The 21,347-nt window shown below is 51.7% G+C and carries 21 protein-coding genes; 12 read left to right on the forward strand and 9 right to left on the reverse strand.

The window, feature by feature from the left end; genetic code table 11:
* Positions 1-17: 17 nt before the first annotated feature.
* Genes TURPA_RS04995 through TURPA_RS05005 form a run of 3 tightly spaced genes read left to right on the forward strand, consistent with a single transcriptional unit; the run spans position 18 to position 1,954 of the window.
* On the forward strand, positions 18-458 hold the full coding sequence (locus tag TURPA_RS04995; RefSeq protein WP_041948976.1) for an SRPBCC domain-containing protein: 441 nt from the start codon (positions 18-20) through the stop codon (positions 456-458).
* A complete protein-coding gene (locus tag TURPA_RS05000; protein WP_014802200.1) occupies positions 436-987 on the forward strand; it encodes a TetR/AcrR family transcriptional regulator in 552 nt (183 codons plus the stop codon). Before TURPA_RS04995 ends, TURPA_RS05000 begins: the two co-directional genes overlap by 23 nt.
* Before the next feature lie 13 nt (positions 988-1,000).
* A complete protein-coding gene (locus tag TURPA_RS05005; RefSeq protein WP_014802201.1) occupies positions 1,001-1,954 on the forward strand; it encodes an NAD(P)-dependent alcohol dehydrogenase in 954 nt (317 codons plus the stop codon).
* Here TURPA_RS05005 and TURPA_RS05010 read toward each other — a convergent pair.
* Complete coding sequence (locus tag TURPA_RS05010) at positions 1,951-2,964, reverse strand: pyridoxamine 5'-phosphate oxidase family protein (RefSeq protein WP_014802202.1); 1,014 nt, start codon at positions 2,962-2,964, stop codon at positions 1,951-1,953. The two genes, TURPA_RS05005 and TURPA_RS05010, sit on opposite strands and share 4 nt — an antisense overlap.
* Positions 2,965-3,139: 175 nt before the next feature.
* Between TURPA_RS05010 and TURPA_RS05015 the strand changes: the two genes are divergently transcribed.
* The 3 genes from TURPA_RS05015 to TURPA_RS24125 all read left to right on the forward strand — a co-directional run bounded on the left by TURPA_RS05015 (position 3,140) and on the right by TURPA_RS24125 (position 6,791).
* Positions 3,140-4,588, forward strand: coding sequence for a sodium:solute symporter family transporter (locus tag TURPA_RS05015; protein WP_014802203.1), 1,449 nt, complete (start codon positions 3,140-3,142; stop codon positions 4,586-4,588).
* 283 nt (positions 4,589-4,871) lie between these two features.
* On the forward strand, positions 4,872-6,020 hold the full coding sequence (locus TURPA_RS24310; RefSeq protein WP_014802204.1) for an IS91 family transposase: 1,149 nt from the start codon (positions 4,872-4,874) through the stop codon (positions 6,018-6,020).
* 648 nt (positions 6,021-6,668) lie between these two features.
* A complete protein-coding gene (locus TURPA_RS24125) occupies positions 6,669-6,791 on the forward strand; it encodes a hypothetical protein (RefSeq protein WP_281054945.1) in 123 nt (40 codons plus the stop codon).
* Here TURPA_RS24125 and TURPA_RS05030 read toward each other — a convergent pair.
* Complete coding sequence (locus TURPA_RS05030) at positions 6,788-7,060, reverse strand: hypothetical protein (RefSeq protein ID WP_014802206.1); 273 nt, start codon at positions 7,058-7,060, stop codon at positions 6,788-6,790. The genes TURPA_RS24125 and TURPA_RS05030 overlap by 4 nt on opposite strands.
* Positions 7,061-7,589: 529 nt before the next feature.
* On the opposite strand from TURPA_RS05030, the gene TURPA_RS05035 reads away from it, so the two are divergent.
* Positions 7,590-8,165 (forward strand): hypothetical protein, encoded by a 576-nt coding sequence (locus TURPA_RS05035; RefSeq protein WP_014802207.1) that lies wholly within the window; start codon positions 7,590-7,592, stop codon positions 8,163-8,165.
* Positions 8,166-8,557: 392 nt separating this feature from the next.
* Positions 8,558-8,956: a hypothetical protein gene (locus TURPA_RS05040; RefSeq protein ID WP_014802208.1), complete on the forward strand. Its 399-nt coding sequence runs from the start codon at positions 8,558-8,560 to the stop codon at positions 8,954-8,956.
* A gap of 124 nt (positions 8,957-9,080) precedes the next feature.
* Here the strand turns inward: TURPA_RS05040 and TURPA_RS05045 are convergent, their stop codons facing one another.
* The 3 genes from TURPA_RS05045 to TURPA_RS05055 all read right to left on the reverse strand — a co-directional run bounded on the left by TURPA_RS05045 (position 9,081) and on the right by TURPA_RS05055 (position 12,430).
* Positions 9,081-9,629: an MGS domain protein gene (locus tag TURPA_RS05045; RefSeq protein WP_014802209.1), complete on the reverse strand. Its 549-nt coding sequence runs from the start codon at positions 9,627-9,629 to the stop codon at positions 9,081-9,083.
* A 7-nt stretch (positions 9,630-9,636) separates the two neighbouring features.
* Entirely contained in the window at positions 9,637-10,356 is a 720-nt protein-coding gene (locus tag TURPA_RS05050) for a YjjG family noncanonical pyrimidine nucleotidase (RefSeq protein WP_014802210.1), read from the reverse strand.
* A 490-nt stretch (positions 10,357-10,846) separates the two neighbouring features.
* Complete coding sequence (locus tag TURPA_RS05055; RefSeq protein ID WP_014802212.1) at positions 10,847-12,430, reverse strand: ATP-binding protein; 1,584 nt, start codon at positions 12,428-12,430, stop codon at positions 10,847-10,849.
* A 134-nt stretch (positions 12,431-12,564) separates the two neighbouring features.
* Between TURPA_RS05055 and TURPA_RS21435 the strand changes: the two genes are divergently transcribed.
* From TURPA_RS21435 to TURPA_RS05075, 3 genes are all read left to right on the forward strand, one after another.
* Positions 12,565-13,692 (forward strand): adenylate/guanylate cyclase domain-containing protein, encoded by a 1,128-nt coding sequence (locus TURPA_RS21435; RefSeq protein WP_169314401.1) that lies wholly within the window; start codon positions 12,565-12,567, stop codon positions 13,690-13,692.
* 54 nt (positions 13,693-13,746) lie between these two features.
* Entirely contained in the window at positions 13,747-15,345 is a 1,599-nt protein-coding gene (locus TURPA_RS05065) for an aldehyde dehydrogenase family protein (protein ID WP_014802214.1), read from the forward strand.
* Between the two features lie 347 nt (positions 15,346-15,692).
* Complete coding sequence (locus tag TURPA_RS05075; RefSeq protein ID WP_014802216.1) at positions 15,693-16,097, forward strand: hypothetical protein; 405 nt, start codon at positions 15,693-15,695, stop codon at positions 16,095-16,097.
* Positions 16,098-16,125: 28 nt separating this feature from the next.
* On the opposite strand, the gene TURPA_RS05080 is transcribed toward TURPA_RS05075, so the two are convergent.
* Genes TURPA_RS05080 through TURPA_RS05095 form a run of 4 tightly spaced genes read right to left on the reverse strand, consistent with a single transcriptional unit; the run spans position 16,126 to position 19,562 of the window.
* Positions 16,126-17,187, reverse strand: coding sequence for a DUF4421 family protein (locus tag TURPA_RS05080; protein ID WP_014802217.1), 1,062 nt, complete (start codon positions 17,185-17,187; stop codon positions 16,126-16,128).
* A gap of 47 nt (positions 17,188-17,234) precedes the next feature.
* A complete protein-coding gene (locus TURPA_RS05085; RefSeq protein ID WP_014802218.1) occupies positions 17,235-18,656 on the reverse strand; it encodes a DEAD/DEAH box helicase in 1,422 nt (473 codons plus the stop codon).
* A complete protein-coding gene (gene msrA, locus TURPA_RS05090; protein WP_014802219.1) occupies positions 18,656-19,162 on the reverse strand; it encodes a peptide-methionine (S)-S-oxide reductase MsrA in 507 nt (168 codons plus the stop codon). The genes TURPA_RS05085 and msrA overlap by 1 nt, the downstream gene beginning before the upstream one ends.
* A 37-nt stretch (positions 19,163-19,199) precedes the next feature.
* Positions 19,200-19,562, reverse strand: a complete 363-nt coding sequence (locus TURPA_RS05095) for a methionine-R-sulfoxide reductase (RefSeq protein ID WP_014802220.1) — start codon at positions 19,560-19,562, stop codon at positions 19,200-19,202.
* A gap of 87 nt (positions 19,563-19,649) precedes the next feature.
* Between TURPA_RS05095 and TURPA_RS05100 the strand changes: the two genes are divergently transcribed.
* Entirely contained in the window at positions 19,650-21,209 is a 1,560-nt protein-coding gene (locus tag TURPA_RS05100) for an SDR family NAD(P)-dependent oxidoreductase (RefSeq protein WP_014802221.1), read from the forward strand.
* Positions 21,210-21,347: the final 138 nt, after the last annotated feature.

Below are 21,347 nucleotides of genomic sequence, written 5' to 3' on the forward strand. Positions count from 1 at the left end.
CGGCTCTCGTGATGTTAATGCATTGCAAGAGCATCGAAACCAAAATTGAAATTGAGGCACCGCCCGAAGTGGTATGGGCTGAATTCAGCGACTTTGACAAATACGGTGAATGGAACCCGTTTCTCAGGGTTAGCGGCGAAATGAAGCCCGGTTCAAAACTTGCCGTTGCATTTCACCGCAGCGGCGACGATTGGTTCAAGATGAACCCGACGGTTCTTGAAGCCTCGAATCGCCACCTGATCTGGCGCGGCCGACTGCTGATGCCGGGTATTTTCACCGGCGAGCATGAATTTCGCTTCGAGCAGACAGAGAAGGGACAGACAGTCTTTTATCACAATGAGAAATTCAATGGCCTTATTGTGCCTTTTTTTCCGCTGGGCGACACAGAAAGAAAATTCGAAGCGATGAATGCCGCGCTGAAAAAGCGCGCAGAGCATGCCACGCGCAAACCTAAATAGAGAAAAAGTCTACGCTGCAGCCGCGTGGTTGGCAAACAAGCGCGGTTTTGCGGCACTGAGTCTCAAAGACATAGCGGCGCATCTGAACGTGAAACCGCCTTCGCTTTTCAAGCACGTTCGCGACCTTGGCGAAATCAAAGACGCGCTCGCCGTATCGGGTATGTCAAAGCTGAGTGCGGCTATCGCCTCGGCGGCGGAAGAAAGCGCCAGCAACCGTCTCGAACATATTCTTTTTGCTTACCGTGACTTTGCCAAAGAATTTCCCGGCGAATACGATGCGTTTCAAGAGACTCATGTAAAGCGCTCAGCCAAGGTCTATAAAGCCGCTGAGCAAATGCTGGCGGTTTTCGCTTCAGCTTTGTCTGAGAGATTGACCGCCGATGAAAAAGTCCATGCGCTCAGGTTCATGCGCAGCGCCGTTCATGGTTTTGTCATGCTCGAAAAACACGGCGGCTTTGGCCTTGCGCAGAACGTCGATGAATCATTCAGAATTATTGTTCAACAGCTTGTGGCCTTATACGCCGTGTAGCGAAAGGTCATAGATGAAAGCAGCCTACCGCGAACATTACCGCGACGCACTCACCGTGCGCGAAGTCGCGCAGCCGGTCGCGCACCCCGATGAAATTCTCGTCAGAGTGCACGCCACAACCGTGAACCGTACAGACTGCGCGGTAATGACCGGCAAACCCTTCATCATGCGTTTCTTCACCGGTCTCATGAAACCGAGATCACCGATACCGGGCACCGATTTTGCCGGCGAGGTTGTTGCCGTCGGCGATAAAGTTTCTCTCTTTAAGAAGGGCCAGCGCGTTTTTGGCTTCAACGACCAGGGCCTTGGCTCTCAGGCCGAATATGTCGCGGTGAGCGAGCAGCAGGCAGTTGCCGAGATACCACAGAACGTGAGCTATCCTCAGGCAGCTGCAAGTCTCGAAGCTGCGCACTATGCGTATAACTTTTTGAGTAAGGTGAAGCACACTGCGGGCGCACAGGTTTTGGTCAACGGCGCGACCGGTGGCATCGGTTCGGCGATGGTGCAATTTTTGCGGCACGCGGGTGTGCGTGTCACGGCGACGGCCAACACAAAGAACCTCGCGCTCGTAAAGCAACTTGGCGCCGAGCGGGTGATCAATTTTGAAATTGAGGATTTCACCCGAATCGAAGACCGGTTCGAATTTGTCTTTGATGCCGTGGGTAAAAGCACCTTCTGCAAATGCCGACACTTGCTGAAACCAAAGGGAGTCTATATCTCTTCAGAGCCGGGGCCGTGGTTGCAGAACCCGCTGCTCGCGCTCTTCACGCCGCTTCTGCCGGGCAAGACTGTCAAATTTCCCCTGCCGCTCGATATCAAACGCAGCATAAAATTCATCTCAGAGCTGCTCGCCTCGGGCGCGTTCAAGCCCGTGATCGATCGCACTTACGCGCTCGATCAGATTGCCGAGGCATATACGTACGTCGCGTCGGGTGCGAAGACGGGGAATGTGGTGATTGAAATTTAATACAAATTATTCTTGTAATCCCAATCCAGCCCGGTCTGCAAAACACCTGGCATCGACACCGCCGCTTTGGCCAGCGTCGCGTCGACTCCACTCACTTTGCTGAGCTTCATATGGCCTTTCCAGATTTCTGTTGGGTTGAATTTGAGCTTCGGTTCGTGCGGCGGCCAGAGTTTCGCGCGCGCCAATGCTGCGCTCTGTTCGAACGACACGTGTTCGGGGTGAATCCTCACGACGAGCAAGGGCTCTTTTTCGGCGACAATGAATCGGTCTTTTTGCTGATGTTCTGCGTACATTACCGCCTCGCCGCTGATGCGCAGAATCTGCGGGCTGCCCGCGAGCAAAGCAAGAATTTCAATCTGCGGTTGGTTCAGTATATTTCTAAATCCGTCGACCCGGCGATTTCCCGGTCGGTCTGAATACCAAAACTGCCCATCATGCAGCTGCAATAGCATGCCCGCAGGGTCACCCTTCGGACTCATGTCTGCCCTGCGGTCGCGATCGCTCGTCGCCACCAGCATAAACCGCGTTTTTTCGCAAAACTCGCTTTCGGTTTTCACCTCAGAGCCCGGCTCGTATTCTTGCCAGAGCTTTGAGCGCATAAAGGCTTTGGCACAATGCAGATAACATTGCGCAACTTCAACGGTGACTTCGGTATCTGAAATGCCGGTCACGGTTCCGTTCACACGCAGACTTTCTTTTTGAGTGGGGATTACGAAAAGAGAACCAAAGCCATCACCGATGCCAAAACTATCTGCGCCGTCGATCGAAGCCCGCGCAATCGTGAGATGGCTGGCCTGTGCTTTCACGAAGCCGGGTTCCCCACCGGCTATCGTTGCCTGTGCACGGTTATCGTGTTTGCCTGCGCGGGAGACAAAAAGGCAGGGCGATGCGGAGATCCAGCGTAAAGCCTCAGCGTCGAGAAAGTCGATGACCTTCAGATCTCTCGGCCCGGGAGTCTTGCCGACGCAGGCCTCTAAAGCGCTCACCGATTGTATTATTCTTTCTGGCATCGTGCTCAAAACCCTGCCTGATCTGCGCCCGCAAGACCGTAAACTTATATTTTGTAGTTATTGTCTATCGACCCCAGATGCTCGAAACAGACTTTACACCTTAAAGATTCGTAAGTTTGTCGGGTCAGCGAGTCTTATCTTTCTGCCTGCTCAATAAGCCTTCTTTGCTGATTCAATGCAACCCCTCGACTACACCGTACTCGCCGCCTACTTTTTGCTGCTGCAGCTCGTGGGCTTTGCGGTCAGCCGACGCAAGAGCAGCGCAAGTGATTTCTTGTCGGGCAGCCACTCATTGCCGTGGTGGGTCGTTTCTGCTTCGATCGTGGCCGCAGAAACGTCGAGCCTCACTTTTATTTCGATACCGGGGCTCGCGTACACGGGCAACCTCACTTTCATGCAGCTGGCGTTCGGGTTTGTCGTCGGCCGCATCGTTGTCGCTTTTGTCTTGTTGCCTGCATACTTCAAGGGCAACATTGAAACAGTCTACGCATTTCTCGAACAGCGCTTTAGCGTCAGCATGCGCCGCCTGGCCGCCGTGCTCTTTCAAATCACGCGCCTCTTGAGCACCGGCGTGCGCCTCTATGCGACTGCACTGCCGCTCAGCCTCATTAGTGGCTGGTCAATCACGACGTCGATTCTCGTGTTTACAGTCATCACCCTGCCCTATACTTTTTTCGGTGGACTCAGGGCTGCAATGTGGGTCGAATTCATTCAAACCGGCGTCTATCTGCTCGGCGCATTTGCCGCGGTCATGGTGCTGCATTTCAGCGGCGTGCCTCTTCTGTCAGTGCCCACAGAAAAATTCCAATTCATCGCGACCGGTTTTGAGAACGGCTGGCAATCCTTCTTTACGCAGCCTTTTCACCTTGCGGCCGGCATAGTCGGGGGTGCGCTGCTCGCGATCTCGTCGCACGGCACCGACCAGCTGATCGTGCAGAAATCTCTCGCCTGCCGTAACCTCAAAGACTCTCAGAAGGCGATGATCACGAGCGGCATTCTCGTCGACTTGCAGTTCTTGCTCTTCTTGATCATCGGCGTGTGGCTGTTCGCATTTTTTCAGGGGGCGGCGTTCGCGACGCCTGACGCGGTGTTTCCATCGTTTATCGTAAAGCATCTGCCAGCAGGCCTCACAGGTCTGGTGCTCGCGGCGATTTTCGCAACGGGCCAGTCGACGCTTTCGGCCACGCTGAGTTCGCTCGCCTCGTCGACGATGCTCGACCTGCTGCCCCATTTTGGTAAAGCCGAGCCCAACACCGCCGTTATCGAAAAGAAGCGCCTGCGGCTCTCGCGCGCGCTCACGCTGCTTTGGGCTGCGGCAATTGTTCTGATCGCACTGCTCTTTACCGACCAGAAGAGCCCCGTTGTGGTGATTGCGCTGAAGCTCGCGTCCATTCTCGCGGGTGGCATAGTTGGCCTCTACGTACTCGCGTTCTCGCGTGTAGACCAGGTTTCGGCTTTAGTAGGATTTCTCACCTCGGCGATCAGCATGGCGCTCATCGCAGCCTTCACGCCACTGGCATGGACATGGTTCGTACCTGCGGGATTCTGCATTTGCCTCACCGCGGTGGGCATGGCGATGCTTGTGCTCATGGTTGTGAAACGCGAAAAGAACGTAGCTGGATAACGTTGGGCTCGAAGTACGTCTTGACTTTGGGCGTCTGCGCAGCTGCCGCCAGGTAGGCCGGGACGTCCAGGATTGAAGCCTCAAAAGAGAATGCCTCTGGAAAACGAGGCGCGATTGTGAGAAAAATCAGCCATTTTCTGGTATTTAATATGTAGAGGAGCGATCATGCTCTCCGGAGCAGATTATCTACATTTCTTCAAAATCGGGTCAACGACCCTACAGACCAGCGCTTAGCAGACATAGTCACTATAAAGAATTATGGCAGAGGTATTGGTCAGATTTTTTGACCGGATATGCCAAGAATTTTGAAACGAAATTCGGCAAGATTGATCAATGGAAAATTCATGAAGCGAAGAAACTTTTGACCTGCGGCCAGTTCGGGCGAGGTTTTCAATGGCATGAATGCGAATCGTGCAAAGTCGTATTGGCGGTGCCTTTCTCGTGTAAAAGCCGGCTTTGCCTTTCGTGCTACCGAAAACGTCTCTTCGGCTGGTCAATTCACCTATCGAAGGTTTTAAACCCGGCGCTTTTGCACTTTCACGTAGTTTTCACCATGCCGGGTCAGCTCGCAGATTTGCTTTTCAAACGAAAAATCAACCCACGTTTTTTGAATCTTCTCAGCGCTAGGGTTTACGCGAAACGGCAACGTGCCACGGCACAGGTCAATGAAAATTTCAAGCCAGGTGTCTTGAGCACTGTTCATCTCGCTGGCAATAGTCTGAACTTCAACCCCCATGTTCACACCATCGCTACGCGCGATCTTGTAGACCCAAAGACGGGGGAGATCAAAGAAGTAAACTTCATGCCCTACCAGACCATACGGTATGACTGGCAGCGGGCAGTTTGTCGCTACCTGCGGCGACGACAGATCATCTCAAAGGATGAATATGATTTTTTCTTGAAAAAGTACGCAAAGGGATTTCACGTCTATTTTCAGAAAATCTCCGGCGAATCGGACGACGTGATATTTAAAACGGCGCAATACATTGCGTTTGGCCTCTTTCACAACAGTCAAATCGAAAACGTCGACGATGAAAGAAACACGCTCACTTTCAGGTTCAAGAGCCATGTAGACACTCAGAGCCGGGAGAAGACATTCAGTAAAATGACAATGCCTATTCATGAATTTATGGCCCGAATGCTTTTTTTTCTACCCGACCGGCATGAGAAATCGATACGCTATTACGGCATCTACGTGCGGCCGGCGAAAACCGCCGCTATCGAACAAGCGGAAAAATCGTCGCTGTGGGCAGAAGGGATAAAGTCATCATTCGATGCACCGAATCCGACGGCATGCCCACTTTGCCAGAGAAATATGCGCACATTCGCTATATTTGCGCGGGACGCGCTCCGTTTTGAAAAGCGCCTGAGAACGAAGTATTTTCTCGCCGACGGATATTTTTTCCTGAAGTCGACTAGAGCACCGCCTTAAAGACCAGAATATTCCCTTGGCATTTCAAATAAGCACTTATTACGCATTAACACTGCGGCGGGGATGTTACACGCCATTCGCAAAAACGAACGAAAAATCGCGTTTTAGGCCAAAAATATAGCTCTTTAATGCAGTAACTACCCATAACTTGTCATTTTGTCCCCTCTAAAAACGAGCTTTACGCCCGAGAGACTCGGGGTACCTCAGGCCTTAGTGGGCAGCAATTTCTTATATACTAAAAATATAGCTCTTTAATGCAGTAACTACCCATAACTTGTCATTTTGTCCCCTCTAAAAACGAGCTTTACGCCCGAGAGACTCGGGGTACCTCAGGCCTTAGTGGGCAGCAATTTCTTATATACTAAATATAGCTCTTTAATGCAGTAACTACCCATAACTTGTCATTTTGTCCCCTCTAAAAACGAGCTTTACGCCCGAGAGACTCGGGGTACCTCAGGCCTTAGTGGGCAGCAATTTCTTATATACTTAAATAATACCGGGGCTAACGCGACGATCGGTATGAATACGTGCACTGCGACCGCCGGTACGACTTGCGAAACACAGGCCACCTTATACGCGGTTTCGGGTCATGCGCGGGTTCTGTATGCTACCGAAATTTACCATGTCTCCCCTGGCGCCGTAGTCGGTATGCAGATAATTGGGAATTCATGGAACAACACTGCAGCAAATATCACTTCGCTGAACATCATGTCACCTACAGCGAATGCAATTGGTGTAGGTTCGCACATCGAGATATCGGCGCGGCGTTAATCATTTTGGCTTCTGCGCCAGCTCCAGAAACTGCTGTAGACGTCGTCTTTTTCATAGCCGCAGTGGGAACATTGGTAATGGTAGATTTCATCCCAGTGCACATCGCGTGAAAAGAGACCGGGGTCGTAATCTTTTGGGTTGTCAAATGATTTGCCGGTAACCTTCAGCTTACGAGTTTTGCACTTCGGGCACTTGCTCGTCATCAGCCATCCGAATATGAGATAACCGACAAACAGCCCGACGATCGCCAGAATAAGCCACGGCGTCATGCCACGAAAAAAAATATAGCTCTTTAATGCAGTAACTACCCATAACTTGTCATTTTGTCCCCTCTAAAAACGAGCTTTACGCCCGAGAGACTCGGGGTACCTCAGGCCTTAGTGGGCAGCAATTTCTTATATACTGAACGAAATGTAATTCTATTCGACGGTGCTAAAATGGCCCGCGCGATTATTGAAAATATCGATCAAATCGATGAACGACACTTGGCGAAACTAAACATCATCAAGACTTTAAAGCTCCTATGAAACTATCAGCCAACTGCACACAACAAAATTTACCTGCTGCGCTCCCTGCGGTGCCGTGGCTCCTCGGGTGCTCGGCCCTACGCGCCAAAGATGCCTTCGTCGCACAAACGGGACGTTTGTTTGGTGCTCCTCAGGCAGGCGCTTCGGGCACATTTGGTGACGCAAATTGGCTTTACAGATTGAAATAATGACACAAGCGTCACCAAACGTCAGGTAAATTCTACGTTGTGTGCAATAGCAAGGAAAGCAAACTTACCTTAAGGAGGAAGATTTGAAAACATTAAGCAAGACTTCTTTAGTGATTATTTGGCTGTGTGCGGCAACACAGCTGCAAGCGAACTTTCTGCACAAGGATACTAAGGAGATCGGCGGCGGGTTTAGCGGCACGACCCAGAACCAATACAATTACACATCATTTGGTCTCGAGGTGGCACCTACTTTTTCATATTATTTTTCAACGCATTGGTTCGTGGCGAGTGGCTTGAGTCTCGGCTATTTCTATCAGACAACCCGCCACCAGACCTTTAACTACACTAGTTCATATGCGCAATTGAATCCTAAGCTCGGTATTGGCTACTATACTATGATAACGGACAATCTGGCCTTTGCGATACCGGTATTTATCTATTACGAATTTAATTTTGGCACCTTCGGTAATCTCAGTGAGCGCAATGCAAGTTATTATGATGGTGGCGCGTACAGCATCGATCCGGCATTGAAAATACGGGTAAGCGAAAACGTATTGTTGAGCCCGTTTATTTCTGTCAGGAGCCTATTTTATTCTCAACTGACCCAGGGGTTAGTTTTCAAAACTTATTACGGCATGAATTGGACATATATCTGGTGACGAACTTGCTACTGCACACAACAAGATTTACCTGCTGCGCTCGCTGCGGTGCCGTGGCTCCTCGCGTGCTCGGCCTCCGGTGGCCTGAAATGCGTTGACGCCCGCGCTCTATCGAGCTTTATTGGCGGGCGCAACGCAGCCACCTGCGGCACATCGATGGCGCGCCAAGAGCGGCTTCACTAAGAAGACTGCATTTATTGTGCGGCGCACCATCGACGTCAGGTAAATCCACCGTTCTCTGACATAGTTGCGCCTTTGTTATCCGCCCGCCTCCATGCGGGCGCCATGCCCGTAATGGGGATATTCGTTATGCAGATTTTTATCCTACGTATGTAAAAAATTGGCACTACGCGCTGTTCCGAGCGTATAACACATTGATGGAGTAGGATTATATGCACATTCTAAAGCCGATCAGAATAGCCATTATATGGGCATGCGCTCTGTGGAGTTGTGCCGAAACTACAGAAGAGGCTAAGAAGCCCAATGCCTGCGAAGCACTAAATTCCAAGAAACAAGAGCTTTTGGATATTACCAAAGACAAGTCTTGTTCAAGCGTGCAGGATTGTAAATATATAGGCTATGGGCGCAGGTCTTGCGGCGGTGTGGCTGACTACTTAATATATTCAACCAAGACCGTGACTACGAGTTTGATTTCCGCAAAGGTTGATGAGTATAATGCTCAGCAGGCTGAATGCGCAAAAATCGCTAATGGTACTGCCGGGCCATGCGTTATCGCCATCGAACCTGTGCTGGCATGCTTGATTGGCTTATGCACTGATACAAATCCATAATTTTAAGATTCCGAACGGAGGCACCGATCATGGAAAATATAGCTCTTTAATGCAGTAACTACCCATAACTTGTCATTTTGTCCCCTCTAAAAACGAGCTTTACGCCCGAGAGACTCGGGGTACCTCAGGCCTTAGTGGGCAGCAATTTCTTATATACTCGAGCTAATTGCTTTCGGATAGTATAATCAAACTGGCCTCCGTCAATCAGAATGCTTTGCAGAATGCTAAATTGCCGACGCGATGGAATTACAACCACATTGCGGTAATGTTTGGCTGCTGCTCTTATGAGCGCAACGCCGCCAATATCGATTTTTTTTAAGAGCTCTTCCTCATTCTGAGTACGCTTGAGGGTTGCCTCAAAAGGGTATAAATCGACAACGACACAGTCCATGAGGGGGATATCGTGTGTTTCCAGGTCAGCGAGGTGTTCTGCCGACCTGTCCGCGACAATACCACCGAAGACTTTTGGATGTAGAGATTTGACCCGTCCTGAGATAATATTTCCATATCCTGTGTTCGTCTCGATATTTGTACAGGGGAAGCCGTTTGAAATGAGATATTCTGCGGTACCACCCGTTGCGAATAACTTGATCTGCATTCCCCGCAATGGCGACAGGATACTTTCCAACCCATCTTTATGATATACGGATAGCAACATCGACGTAATTTTCATTTGTGATTTATGTTTGCTCTGCCGCGATCGGAAAAAGCTCTTTGAGATTATTTATCTCATAAGTTGGTTTGAAATCCGTCGTGTTCGATTCTTGCCTTGCGTTAAACCAGCAGGTATGAATGCCGTATCGTATTCCACCCGCGACATCGCTGGTAAGGCTATCTCCAATCATCAATATCTGTTCTTTTGGCGTACCGGCATCTATTAACTGATGTGCGTATTCAAAGATCACCGGATTCGGTTTCTGAAAATCTTTCTTTTCCGGAAAATCCCCTGAAACGATGATTGCAGCAATATACGGATTGATGCTCGAATTGTTCAGGCGCTTCTTGTGAACTGACGACACCCCATTCGTGACGATCGCCAAGGTACATGACTCCGATAATCTGGCACAAACCTGCTCAGCGTCTGGCATTAGGAAATTTTGATCGCCCAAGAGCGAAAGATAATACTCACCAAATTCTGCGCTATTCCCCGACAGATTAAATTCATGGAACAGGATGCTAAATCGATCGGTTAATAGCTTTTCCTTGGTGATTTCACCATTGTGGTAAGACTTCCATAAGCTTTCATTAATTCTGACATATGCTTGATAAAGCGCTGCAAACTTACTCGGATCCAATTCTGTTTTATCTCGTAAAGCCAGTGTAAATGCCGTAGCTTCATTTTTTTTATAATCATACAAGGTCTCATCCGCATCGAACAGGATTATTTTGTATTTTTCCATTATTTTTTCCTCGCAGAATTTTTATATGCCATGATCGTTACAAATTTGATGGGTTGTAGTGGTCTTCACGGTCGTAGGATAGGGGATATGGCATATTATTCGCGTAGGCGTTGATAGATTCCTTCAACATCTCGATTACGTCCGAAGGTTCCGTGTTAGTGACCGACGCGATTTTGACTGTAGTTTCAACAAAATCTGAGTGTCCTTCATGGAAGATGCCATTTCCTGATATCGAAAAAAGACGGTTATTTTCTGGCGTGCCTTTTCGGATATTTGCCATTGTCGTTCTTAATTCAGCAACGATATGCAACGTATGTTCAAGGGACGGGTCGATGATCCTTATTGATAAATTATCCTGCTCATTATAAAATATAGCTCTTTAATGCAGTAACTACCCATAACTTGTCATTTTGTCCCCTCTAAAAACGAGCTTTACGCCCGAGAGACTCGGGGTACCTCAGGCCTTAGTGGGCAGCAATTTCTTATATACTTAAGTGAGCTTTTTCGGGCCACGCAGTGTCTTAGTTAAGGTGACCTGGTTGCCCTTTTCATTGAACACGACAGAATCAAAAGCATTTCTCGCCATAGTAATACCACGACCGTGTTCGAGATAGAGCAGGCTGTCGTCGCTTTGCGCGCGCGCGAGAAACGATTTGTGGTCAAACCCATCGCCCTCGTCAGAAACCCGCAGAACCAGGTTTGTTTTGCTGACCGAATAGAATACCCGAACCCGGCGCGACGCGAAGCGTGCATCGCGCTGCCTCTCATACAAGAACTCCATGAAGTCGCCGTTCTCGATAACATGGGTTTTTTCTTCAAAAGTGACACCGAGGTTGCCGTGCTCGATTGCGTTGATGACGATCTCACGAAAGCAAGTTCTGACGGCGTTCAACTCTTGCAGCGTAAAGTGGATTGAGATGCGGTCGGCAATACGCTGTGCGAGAATATCGGCGTGCAAGATGTTATTCGTTAACGTGTAGCGACCGCGCTCCTGGTCGAGAAATTGAAGTGTCACCTCAGGCTCAACCTCGGTCGCGTGCCCCATGATCTCGGTGGCGCCCTGAAACTTTGCAAGCTGCAAAATCACGTGCAGCTCGACGCCGTCGCTGCGGTGCTTATGCCTGAAGCGCGCGCGAAACCTATTTGATCGATGCCCTTTGAGCACCTCGTTGACGTTCTTCGCGAACAGCTGCACGTTGAGATCAGGCTCATCACCTTCTTCGCTCGCGAGATAGCTGAGCATGCTCTTGCCAACCATGTCATCAGGAAGAAAGCTCAAGACCCTCTGCGACGTCTTGTTCATGCTGAGAATATTGATATCGGCATCGAGCTGAAAGATGAGGTCTGAAGAATCGTCGACGAGGTGGCGGTATTTGGCTTCGGTCTTTTCGAGTATCGGAATCGTTTCGTTGAGCAGTTCTTTGGTCTGGTCGCGCTCGTCTTCGAGCAGCTTCTCAGTCATGTGCACTTCACGCCAGTTGTATACAGAATACCAAACCAGCATCGAGAATGTTGCTATCCAGCAGAGGTAACCCGGCAGATCGGCGAGATCATCGGGCAGGGGATACAGCGGGGCTGCAACACGGTACGAGATTAATGTCGCTGTAACTCCTAATACTGCGAGTGCAATATGGCTGCTGATCGACCACCAGCTGCCATAACGGTAGAAAAGAAAGATGATCAGAAACTGTGATAGAATAATGAGGTGCATATTCGCCTTCTCGCCGAGAAAGCGGGCAAGTGTGAAACAGAACAGGTTCACAAAAATATTATTCAGAAAGGTGACCTGAAACGAACCCGTGAGATTCTTAATGAGTACAGTCACCGCAACCATCAGGGGATAAATCAGCGTGGCAATGGCGAAGGGCGGCAGGTAGACAATATAGCGATCGTAGTCGCGCGGCAGCAAAACGGCAGCAAATGCGAGTTCGATGAGGGCAATATAAATGCCGCCCATGAAGCTCATTGAGAAGAGCATATTGAGGATACGGTTGCGCTTCAGATCTGTCGCACTCGTGAAGTGGCGACTGCCTGAGTTTTGATACGCGTACCAGAGGCGTGCGAATGCGCGCATGGGCGGTGGTTTCTTAGGTTGTACGCCGCTGTAAAGAGTATATGTGCGGGTGTATGGTTGTTTACGCCACAAATGCAGCTCTGAAATTCTTCCCATGAAATCTGAAGGGATGGCCGAGTATGCCTGAAGCACGCATGCCTGCCAATGAAGCGGCGCGGCTTGAAGCGCTGAAAAAGCTGCGCATTCTCGACACGACCCGGGCAGTGCGCTACGACATGCTGACAGAAGTGGCAGCGTCGATCGGCGGTATGGATATCGCCATGATAAATCTGATCGACAGCCACCGCCAGTGGACCAAATCGAGCAAGGGTCTGCAGGTCACCGAGGTGCCGCGTTCGATTTCATTCTGTACGCATACCATCAACGAAGAGGCGCCCGTGGTCGTTGACGACCTGACGACCGACCCCCGCTTTCAAGACAGCCAGTTTGTCATAGGCGACCCAAATCTCAGAAGCTACACGGGCATTCAGCTGAAAACACAAGAAGGCTTTGCCATCGGTACATTATGTCTCTTGGATAGCAACAACAAGAAGCCCGACGCAGAACAGCTCAAACAGCTCTCGCGACTCGCAGCTTGTGCCATGGACATGATCGAGCGCGACGCGGTTGCCGCAGAACTCGCTAACTCCGCCAAAAAATCGATACTCTTTGAGAGCGTGCTAAAAACTTACATGCCGCTTTCAACCTGGGCGAACGTCGAAGAATCTGTCGCTAAAGGCGAATGGGTGGTGCAAGATGAAGAGCTGCCGTTGGCAGTGCTGATGACAGACGCACGCGGCTTCACGCGCTTCAGCGAAGCGCATACACCAGAACAGGTCGTGGCAGGCATCAACCGCTATTACGACATCATCGTCACTGCGATTTTTGAGAACGACGGCGAGATCAACAAATTTGTCGGCGACGCAGTGCTCGCGCTCTTCACCGACCCCGATGCTGCCGTTCGCGCGGCCCTGCGCATACAAAAAGAGGTCTCTGCGCTTTCACAAGAGTTACCCGATGACGAAAGGCTGACCTTTCGTTTTGGCATACACTATGGCGATGTCATAAGATGCACTGTTGGCAACTATCTGCGCAAAGAGCAGACGGTAATCGGCGACGTCGTGAATACCGCTTCAAGGCTTGAAAAGGCCTGCCCACCGGGCAAAGTATTCGTTTCTTCAGATGCCTATGATCGGCTGATGCACAAGCTGCCATTCAGCCAGCGCTATCGTCTTAACCCGAAGGGCAAAACACAAACCGTACGGGCCTATATGCTACCCTGAAAAATCTGATACAAAACAACTTTACGCGGCGGCAGATTTTCTGCCAGCTCGCGCATGAAGAAACCGACCGCAAAGGCAAAACCCGGCAAGACGACCGTTACGTACAACCCCGCGACCGGCGAAAAGGTCGCCGAGTATGCAAACACCGATCTCAAGAAATTTCCCGCAATTGTCGCGAAAGCGCGCAAGGCGCAGGCCGAATGGGCAAAACTGCCGATGCGCCAGCGCGCCAAACATGTCTTGCGCATGCGCGCCTACATAACCGAACACGCCGACGAACTCGCTCGCATCGTCTCGCTCGAAAACGGCAAGTCGCGCACCGACGCCCTTGCAACCGAAGTTATACCGTGCTCGCTTTCGGTGCGCTGGTATGCCCAGAACGCGTCTGCCGTCTTGAAAGAGAAAACCCTCAGCCGCTCGAGCTGGCTCTTCTTCAACAAACAATCCAAAGTTATTCGCGTACCCTGGGGCGTCGTCGGCATCATCAGCCCGTGGAACTACCCGCTCTCGATTCCGTTCGGCGAAGTCATCATGGCGCTGATGGCGGGCAATGCCGTTATTCTGAAAGTCGCCGCCGTGACGCTGTCTTGCGGCAAAGCCATTGAGGATATAGTACGTTCTGCAGATTTACCCGAAGGACTTTTCACGCACGTCATCGGTTCTGGGGGCGAGGTTTCGACTGCCATGATCGATCAGGGTATCAACAAGATCTTTTTCACGGGCTCTGTGCCCACGGGTAAGAAGCTGATGGCGCAGGCGGCGGCGAAACTTGTACCGCTATCTCTCGAACTCGGCGGCAAAGACCCGATGATTGTGCTGAGCGATGCGAACCTCGAACGCGCGACGAATGGCGCAGCGTGGGCGGGTTACCAAAACGCAGGGCAATCATGCGGTGGCGTCGAGCGCATCTATGTGCAAAGCGGTGTTTACAAAGAATTCGTCGAGCTGCTCGCGCGAAAGACCAGCGCGATTCGCCATGGAGCGGATGTCGACTTTAATGTCGACATGGGCGCCGTTACAACCAAAGACCAGTATAACACGATCAAATCGCATCTGGTGAGCGCGGTTAAAAAAGGTGCGAAGGTCGTCGCCGAGTCGCAGGCTGCGGCGAGTGCGAATAAGGCCGGCAATTTTTTTCCCGCGACGCTTGTCACGAACGTGAACCACAGCATGCCTCTGATGCGCGAAGAAACTTTCGGCCCCATTCTGCCTGTGATGAAATTCGAAGAAATCGACGAAGCCATAGCCCTCGCCAACGATTGTTCCATGGGCCTCACCGCCTCAATCTGGACAAAGAACACGAAACTGGCGAAGAAGATTGCGCCGCAAATTCAAGCGGGAGCGATAACCATCAACGACCACCTCTACACGCACGGCCTTTCAGAAACGCCATGGGGTGGCTTCAAAGAAAGCGGCCTCGGCCGCACACATTCGGCGCTCGGCCTCGAAGAGATGACACAGCCGCAGGTCGTCAACTGGGACATCATGAACCCGCCGCGCAACCTGTGGTGGTTTCCCTTTTCACCCGAGACCTATAACGCCCTGAAATCCGCACTGATATTCTCGGCCCCGCGCGGCCCACTGTCTTGGATCAAGGCATCACTGCACCTTGCAGTCTTTTCGGTGAAGAAGATGTTTAGCAAGTGGGATTAACCACGTTGCCAATCATTCGCGGCGGCGTTTTTCTTTTATAACCTTATCAATCTTTCGCATGCGTTTAAGATAGACGCCGACGGCGAGGCGGACTATCGCCGCTGTTTTCACTTTGCCGCGGGCGGCAAGTGCATCGACCTCTCGCCACCAAGAAGGCGGCAACCCCACTGAACGTCTCTCTAAAACTGCTGCCGGGTCAATGCGAGGCTGGCCGGCAGATCGCTTTGCAGTCTGCTTTGTGGTTTCTTTTCGCCGGTGTAGAGCCATAATATAATACCCGGTTATTATATATGCCGTGACAATATTTTTTTATTTGACGCGGGATTATCAGGCATGCTGCCTTGGCCATGATACCAAAAATCATCTGGTCAATTTTCTTTGTGATTTCAGCCGTGACAGTTTCGGCCAATTGGTCGCCGAATTTGTGGCAATATAACGGAGCACGTTCGGTCGGCAAGTATGTGCTGTGGCTCACCTATTTTGCCTTTGTTGCTTATGGCCTCTACGCAACGAAGCACGAAGACTTCTTCAGGGCGCTGCGAAAAATCGGTGGGTATTACTGGGGAAAACAAATCGGCATCGATCTCTATATTGGCTTCGCTTTCTTTCTGGTTTTTATTGGCTGGCACCAGGGGTTTTACTCAGCACTCGTCTGGGCTCTGCCCGTGCTCGTCTATGGCAACCAGCTCACGCTGCTATACCTGGCCGTGCATTACGAAGCGATCTTCATCAGGTTGGCTGCTTCGGCCTAAGCCATGCGCTGAAGCCGGCAGAAAACCGTCAGAATAACCCATCGAAAAGACGGGCGTAGAAAAACTGAAGGCGCGACGTTCTCGAGTTGAGCGCGAACTCATCGATGACAATACGGTTCGCATCGATCATCGCGACGACACCGAGAAATTCGTCGCGAAATTCAAACCAAAGTGAAGCGCGCAGGCGCGCGCTGTAACTGACCTGCCAGTCTGAACTTGAACCGCTGTCGGTAAAATTTTTCTGTCGTTGCAGATTCGGGCCCAGAGCGAAGAGCGCACCCAAAGTCATGCGCCGGTAGATAAAATTGTAGCCATAGCCCAAACGGGCGACCCATAGCCAGTATTCACCACCGCGATAACGATCAAGGTCAGGATACAGCGATGCCTGTGAAGGCGGTACGAGACTCGCCCCGGTGTCAATCTGCGTGTAGGTAACCGATGTGTCGGCAACAAACGAGCCGGCCGATGTCAGCTGGCGCTCCCCCTGAGAAAAGGCGGCGTTGGCAGAGTATCTGTCATTAAAATTATAGAATGCCCCAACCCCGGTATTGAGAATGCTTAAACCGCCGAACTGCGGGTTGGGCGCACCGGGTGCATAGTCATTCGCAAATTTTTCGGGGTCTTTGAGGTAGAAGCCGCGGTAGTTCTGATAAAAGAAGTCGGCCCCCCAGCGGCGCGATGCATAGTTGAATTGAAAATCGAAGTAACTCGTTTTGCCATATTTGTTCGTGTCGTTGTTCGCATTCGATAACGGCAACGAGCCCGAAATGCCGTAACCCAGGTACGCGATGCCGAGCCCGAAGTTTGTACTGATATTCGGCTCAAACTCGATTAACTTGCCATCGATGGCATCAGAACGCTTCTGCGAAGAAATATCCTGAAATCCAAAACTATACACTGGCACTTCGAGAAAAGTCCGTATGGTGACATCGTCGTCGAACGATCGAAAATTGCCATCTTCGCAGCGGCCGCGGTATTCAAACTGTATGTCTTCGGGGTCGCCGGTGGGGCATTGGGGGGTTGGCACGGGGTCGGCGGCGACCAATGCACTGCTGGCAAGGCAACAAGCCAGCACGATTGACTTTTGCACGCCGTAGATTTAATGCTGAGCGACAACCAGTCAACGACGATCGGCTCTCAGCCTTTGCGGCGCTTATTCTTATAGAACTTCTTTCCCGACCTGGGTGGATAGTTTCCAGGGCGGTGGTTGTCGCTTTTCGCTTTTTTCATCTCGTCTTGTGCAGAGATAAACTGCGTCTTGGTGTCATAGTTCTTATTGTCTTTTTCGAGCAACATCTTGATCGCTGCTGCCGCGACCTCTTCTGCCGAAACCTCATCGTTCGTCAGGTCTTGCACGTATTCAAGGTACTGCGCGAGTTTTGCGCGTTTTGTCACCTCGCCGATTTCACCCAGCAAGGCAGAGACCTTCTTTTTCTGCAGCGCCTCTGCGGCGGGCACGTCGTGCGGCAGAATTCGAATGCTATGCAGCTTTTCGAGGCGCTTGAGCTTGTTCAGCTCGGTCGGGCGTACGAATGAAAAACTGCGCCCGCTTTTGCCGGCCCGGCCGGTGCGGCCGATGCGGTGAATATAATCTTCGACGTCGCGCGGCAGGTCGAAGTTAAAGACCGCTTCGATATGGCTGATATCGATGCCGCGGCCGGCAACGTCGGTCGCCACGAGCAGGCGCGCCTGCCCGCTTCGCAGTTTACCCATAACCTTATCGCGCTGGTTCTGGTTGAGGTCGCCGTGAATGCCTTCTGCGGTCATACCGCGCTCGTTGAATTGCTGCGTCAGTGAATCGACCTGCGAGCGCATATTGCTAAAGATGAGCGCCGATTTGAAATCGTAAAAATCCATTAGGCGAATGGTGGCTTCGACACGGTTCTTTTCGGGAACCAGCAAGAAAAACTGCTCGATCTTCGGCTTGTTGCTTTGCCCGGCGAGCACGTCTGCGCGCTGCGGGTTGTTCAGAAACTGCGAAGTGATTGCGAGAATCTCTTTCGACATGGTCGCTGAAAAGAGCACCGTCTGCCGTTCTTTGGGAGCATCTAAAAGAATATGTTCGATATCTTCGCGAAAGCCCTGCGCGAGCATTTCGTCGGCTTCATCAAGCACGAAGAACTTCACCGTGTTCATTTTGATGGTCTTGCGGCGCATGTGGTCCATCACACGGCCGGGTGTGCCGACGACGATCTGAGGCTTCAGCTTTAGATCGCGAAACTGCGTACCGATTTGCTGACCGCCATAGACTGTGGCAACCAAGATATCCTTCTTATATTTCAGAAGTTTCTTGAATTCGGCGGCAACCTGCATTGCAAGTTCGCGCGTGGGGCAAAGCACCATTGCCTGAAGCTCTTTTGCTGACGTGATTTTTTCGATCACCGGAATCGCGAATGCCGCAGTTTTGCCTGTGCCGGTCTGCGCCTGCCCGATGAGGTCGTGGCCTTCGAGCAGAATCGGTATGGCCTTCTCTTGTATCGGCGACGCCTCGCGAAACCCCATGTCTGTTATCGCCTGCACAAGTGCAGGCGATAACCCTAATTCGTAGAAACTCTTCACTAAATATAGCTGTTAAAATATATGCGATGGCACGTATAGCCGTTTGGGTTTTTCTGCAGGTAGTCTTGGTGGTAGTCTTCTGCTGGCCAGAATTTTCCCGCAGCACCAAACTCTTCGCCTAAAGGTTCAAGCGTGGTGACAACAGGCTTCGGCCACCGCTTTGATGCATCGACGATTTTTATGAAATCCTCAGCTTCGCGTTTTTCTTCTTCGTTCGCGTAAAAAATTGTCGAGCGATAAGAGCTGCCGATGTCGTTGCCCTGGCGGTTGAGCGTTGTCGGGTTGTGAATCTGAAAGAAAAAATTCAGCAGGTTTCTGAAATTCGTTTTTGTTTCGTCATAGGTGATCTCGAGCGCCTCGGCGTGACCCTCGTGGTTGCGATAAGTGGGATTTTCAACCTGACCGCCGCAATAGCCGCATTCGGTGTCAATTACCCCTGGCTGAGAGCGCAGCAGCTCTTCGAGCCCCCAGAAACATCCGCCGGCGAGAATTGCCTTCTTTTGCATAAGGCGAAATAACTGTTGCGCGTGTAGCGCGCAACAGTTATTTCGCAGCTCTAAATTTCAGCGAGATCGAATTCACGCAGTGGCGCGTGTTCTTCGGCGTGAAGCGTTCACCTTCAAAAACGTGGCCAAGGTGGCCGCCGCAAGCTGCGCAGATGATTTCGACTCGGCGGCCGTCGGCGTCGGGCACGCGCTTCACGGCCCCTGGAATTTCATCGTCAAAACTCGGCCAACCACAACCCGAATCGAATTTTGATTCAGAGCGGTAGAGCTCCGTATCGCACTGCCGGCAAGTGTAAACGCCCGGCGCGTAGTGTTTGTTGAATTCGCCTGTGCCGGGGTATTCGGTGCCTTTGCGCAGAATCACCCGCGCTTCTTCGTCAGTCAGAGGGTTTAGTTTCATGATAGCTCTTTACGCGCTCTCTCGCGTACCGATCAAGATACGCGAAACGCGCGCCGCCTTCCAGTTTTTGCCCGAATACAGAAGACTATGAGCTCCTCACCTGCGACCCGACACAGCCCTGAACAGATTGATAGTAGCCTCGAAGTTTTGAAGGCGCTCGCAGCAGACGCCGAAGCGTGGGCCGAACTCAGTGAAGAGCAGCGCATTGAGCTCATGAAACTCTGCGGCGAGATTTCACGCCCGAATCGCGCCGATGTGCGCCAGCGGCAGAAGCAGATTCGCAAACGCGAACTGCTCGCCATCGTTCAGGCCGAACGCTCAGCCCGCGCGCAAACGGGCATACGCGCGGCAAGGCAGGCGACGGTGTTTACTGCACCGCAGCGGGTTCTCACCCTTCAACCCTCTCTGGTAGATGTGGCCGGCGAAAACCAGGCGAAGGCGGTGAGGCCGCGCAATTGTTATGTCTGCAAGGCAGAATACACAAAACTGCACCACTTCTATGACTCGATGTGCAGCGAATGTGGCGACTTTAATTATGCGAAGCGCTTTCAGCGCGCCGACCTCACGGGCATGACGGCGCTCATCACCGGGGCCCGGCTGAAGATAGGGTATCAGGCAGCGCTGATGATGCTGCAGTCGGGTGCGCGTGTCGTGGTCACGTCCCGGTTTCCCGTCGATGCTGCCCTGCGCTTCAGCAAAGAGGGGGATTTCTCAAGTTGGCAACACCGGCTGCACATTCACGGCCTTGACCTGAGGCACATACCGAGCGTTGAAATATTCTGCGACTATTTTATCAGTCGTTACCAGAGCCTTGACTTGCTGCTCAACAACGCTGCCCAAACGGTGCGGCGACCACCGGCGTTTTACAGTCACCTCATGCCCGGTGAATTGCTCGAATTCAGCGCTTTGCCGCCGGGAGCGCAGAAGCTGCTCGAGAATTTTGAAAACTGCAAGAATCAGCTGAACGCGAGACAATCCTCATTGACGCCAACTTCAACGGCGCTGCCGGCCCTGTGGCAAGACAAAGCCCCCGGCGTGGGTATCAGAAAATCGGCAAGCCTGTCGCAGGTACCGTATAACCACGACGAGCTAAAACCAGCGGAGCAGCTTTTTCCGACGGGCAAGCTCGACGCCGATCTGCAGCAGGTCGACCTGAGAACGACCAACAGCTGGCGGCTCAAGATTGGTGAAATCGACACCGCCGAGATGCTTGAACTGCAGCTCGTCAATGCGGTTGCGCCATTTGTCTTGTGCAACCGGCTGATCGGCCTCATGCGCGAAACCAAGACCGGCAAGAAGCATGTGGTGAACGTCTCGGCGATGGAAGGGAAATTCTATCGTTTCACCAAAGAAAGCCGCCATCCGCACACGAACATGGCAAAGGCTGCACTCAACATGCTGACGCACACTTCGGCAGGTGATCTCGCTAAAGAGGGTATTTTCATGAACGCCGTCGACACCGGCTGGGTCACCGACGAAGACCCGGCGCAGCTCGCAGAGCTGAAACAGCAGGTGCACGACTTTCAGCCGCCGCTCGATATCGTCGACGGCGCCGCCCGTATCTGCGATCCATTCTTGCACGGCATCAACACCGGCGAACACGTTTGGGGAAAATTTCTGAAAGACTACAAGCCGATCGATTGGTGAATGAGACTGCCCCGTAACCCGCTACAGTCAATGAACCAAGTTAATCGTGACAGGCGAAAGCAGGCCGTTTCGGCCGCTTTAGCAGGCGTTTGCGCGGCCAAACGCCGAGGCTTTCGCATGTCTGTCGGGTTACGGGGC

Origin of the sequence: Turneriella parva DSM 21527 (assembly GCF_000266885.1) — a bacterium.
Taxonomy (GTDB): domain Bacteria; phylum Spirochaetota; class Leptospiria; order Turneriellales; family Turneriellaceae; genus Turneriella; species Turneriella parva.

What these genes read in the sequence shown, in the direction of transcription:
- TURPA_RS05050 (WP_014802210.1), bottom strand. Translation starts at nt 10,356, where the DNA reads ATGGAAAAATACAAAATAATCCTGTTCGATGCGGATGAGACCTTGTAT.
- TURPA_RS05010 (WP_014802202.1), bottom strand. Translation starts at nt 2,964, where the DNA reads ATGCCAGAAAGAATAATACAATCGGTGAGCGCTTTAGAGGCCTGCGTC.
- TURPA_RS05005 (WP_014802201.1), top strand. Translation starts at nt 1,001, where the DNA reads ATGAAAGCAGCCTACCGCGAACATTACCGCGACGCACTCACCGTGCGC.
- msrA (WP_014802219.1), bottom strand. Translation starts at nt 19,162, where the DNA reads ATGCAAAAGAAGGCAATTCTCGCCGGCGGATGTTTCTGGGGGCTCGAA.
- TURPA_RS05000 (WP_014802200.1), top strand. Translation starts at nt 436, where the DNA reads ATGCCACGCGCAAACCTAAATAGAGAAAAAGTCTACGCTGCAGCCGCG.
- TURPA_RS05040 (WP_014802208.1), top strand. Translation starts at nt 8,558, where the DNA reads ATGCACATTCTAAAGCCGATCAGAATAGCCATTATATGGGCATGCGCT.
- TURPA_RS04995 (WP_041948976.1), top strand. Translation starts at nt 18, where the DNA reads ATGCATTGCAAGAGCATCGAAACCAAAATTGAAATTGAGGCACCGCCC.
- TURPA_RS05045 (WP_014802209.1), bottom strand. Translation starts at nt 9,629, where the DNA reads ATGAAAATTACGTCGATGTTGCTATCCGTATATCATAAAGATGGGTTG.
- TURPA_RS05065 (WP_014802214.1), top strand. Translation starts at nt 13,747, where the DNA reads ATGAAGAAACCGACCGCAAAGGCAAAACCCGGCAAGACGACCGTTACG.
- TURPA_RS05015 (WP_014802203.1), top strand. Translation starts at nt 3,140, where the DNA reads ATGCAACCCCTCGACTACACCGTACTCGCCGCCTACTTTTTGCTGCTG.
- TURPA_RS05095 (WP_014802220.1), bottom strand. Translation starts at nt 19,562, where the DNA reads ATGAAACTAAACCCTCTGACTGACGAAGAAGCGCGGGTGATTCTGCGC.
- TURPA_RS05075 (WP_014802216.1), top strand. Translation starts at nt 15,693, where the DNA reads ATGATACCAAAAATCATCTGGTCAATTTTCTTTGTGATTTCAGCCGTG.
- TURPA_RS21435 (WP_169314401.1), top strand. Translation starts at nt 12,565, where the DNA reads ATGCCTGCCAATGAAGCGGCGCGGCTTGAAGCGCTGAAAAAGCTGCGC.
- TURPA_RS05055 (WP_014802212.1), bottom strand. Translation starts at nt 12,430, where the DNA reads ATGCGCGCATTCGCACGCCTCTGGTACGCGTATCAAAACTCAGGCAGT.
- TURPA_RS24125 (WP_281054945.1), top strand. Translation starts at nt 6,669, where the DNA reads ATGCAGATAATTGGGAATTCATGGAACAACACTGCAGCAAATATCACT.
- TURPA_RS05030 (WP_014802206.1), bottom strand. Translation starts at nt 7,060, where the DNA reads ATGACGCCGTGGCTTATTCTGGCGATCGTCGGGCTGTTTGTCGGTTAT.
- TURPA_RS05100 (WP_014802221.1), top strand. Translation starts at nt 19,650, where the DNA reads ATGAGCTCCTCACCTGCGACCCGACACAGCCCTGAACAGATTGATAGT.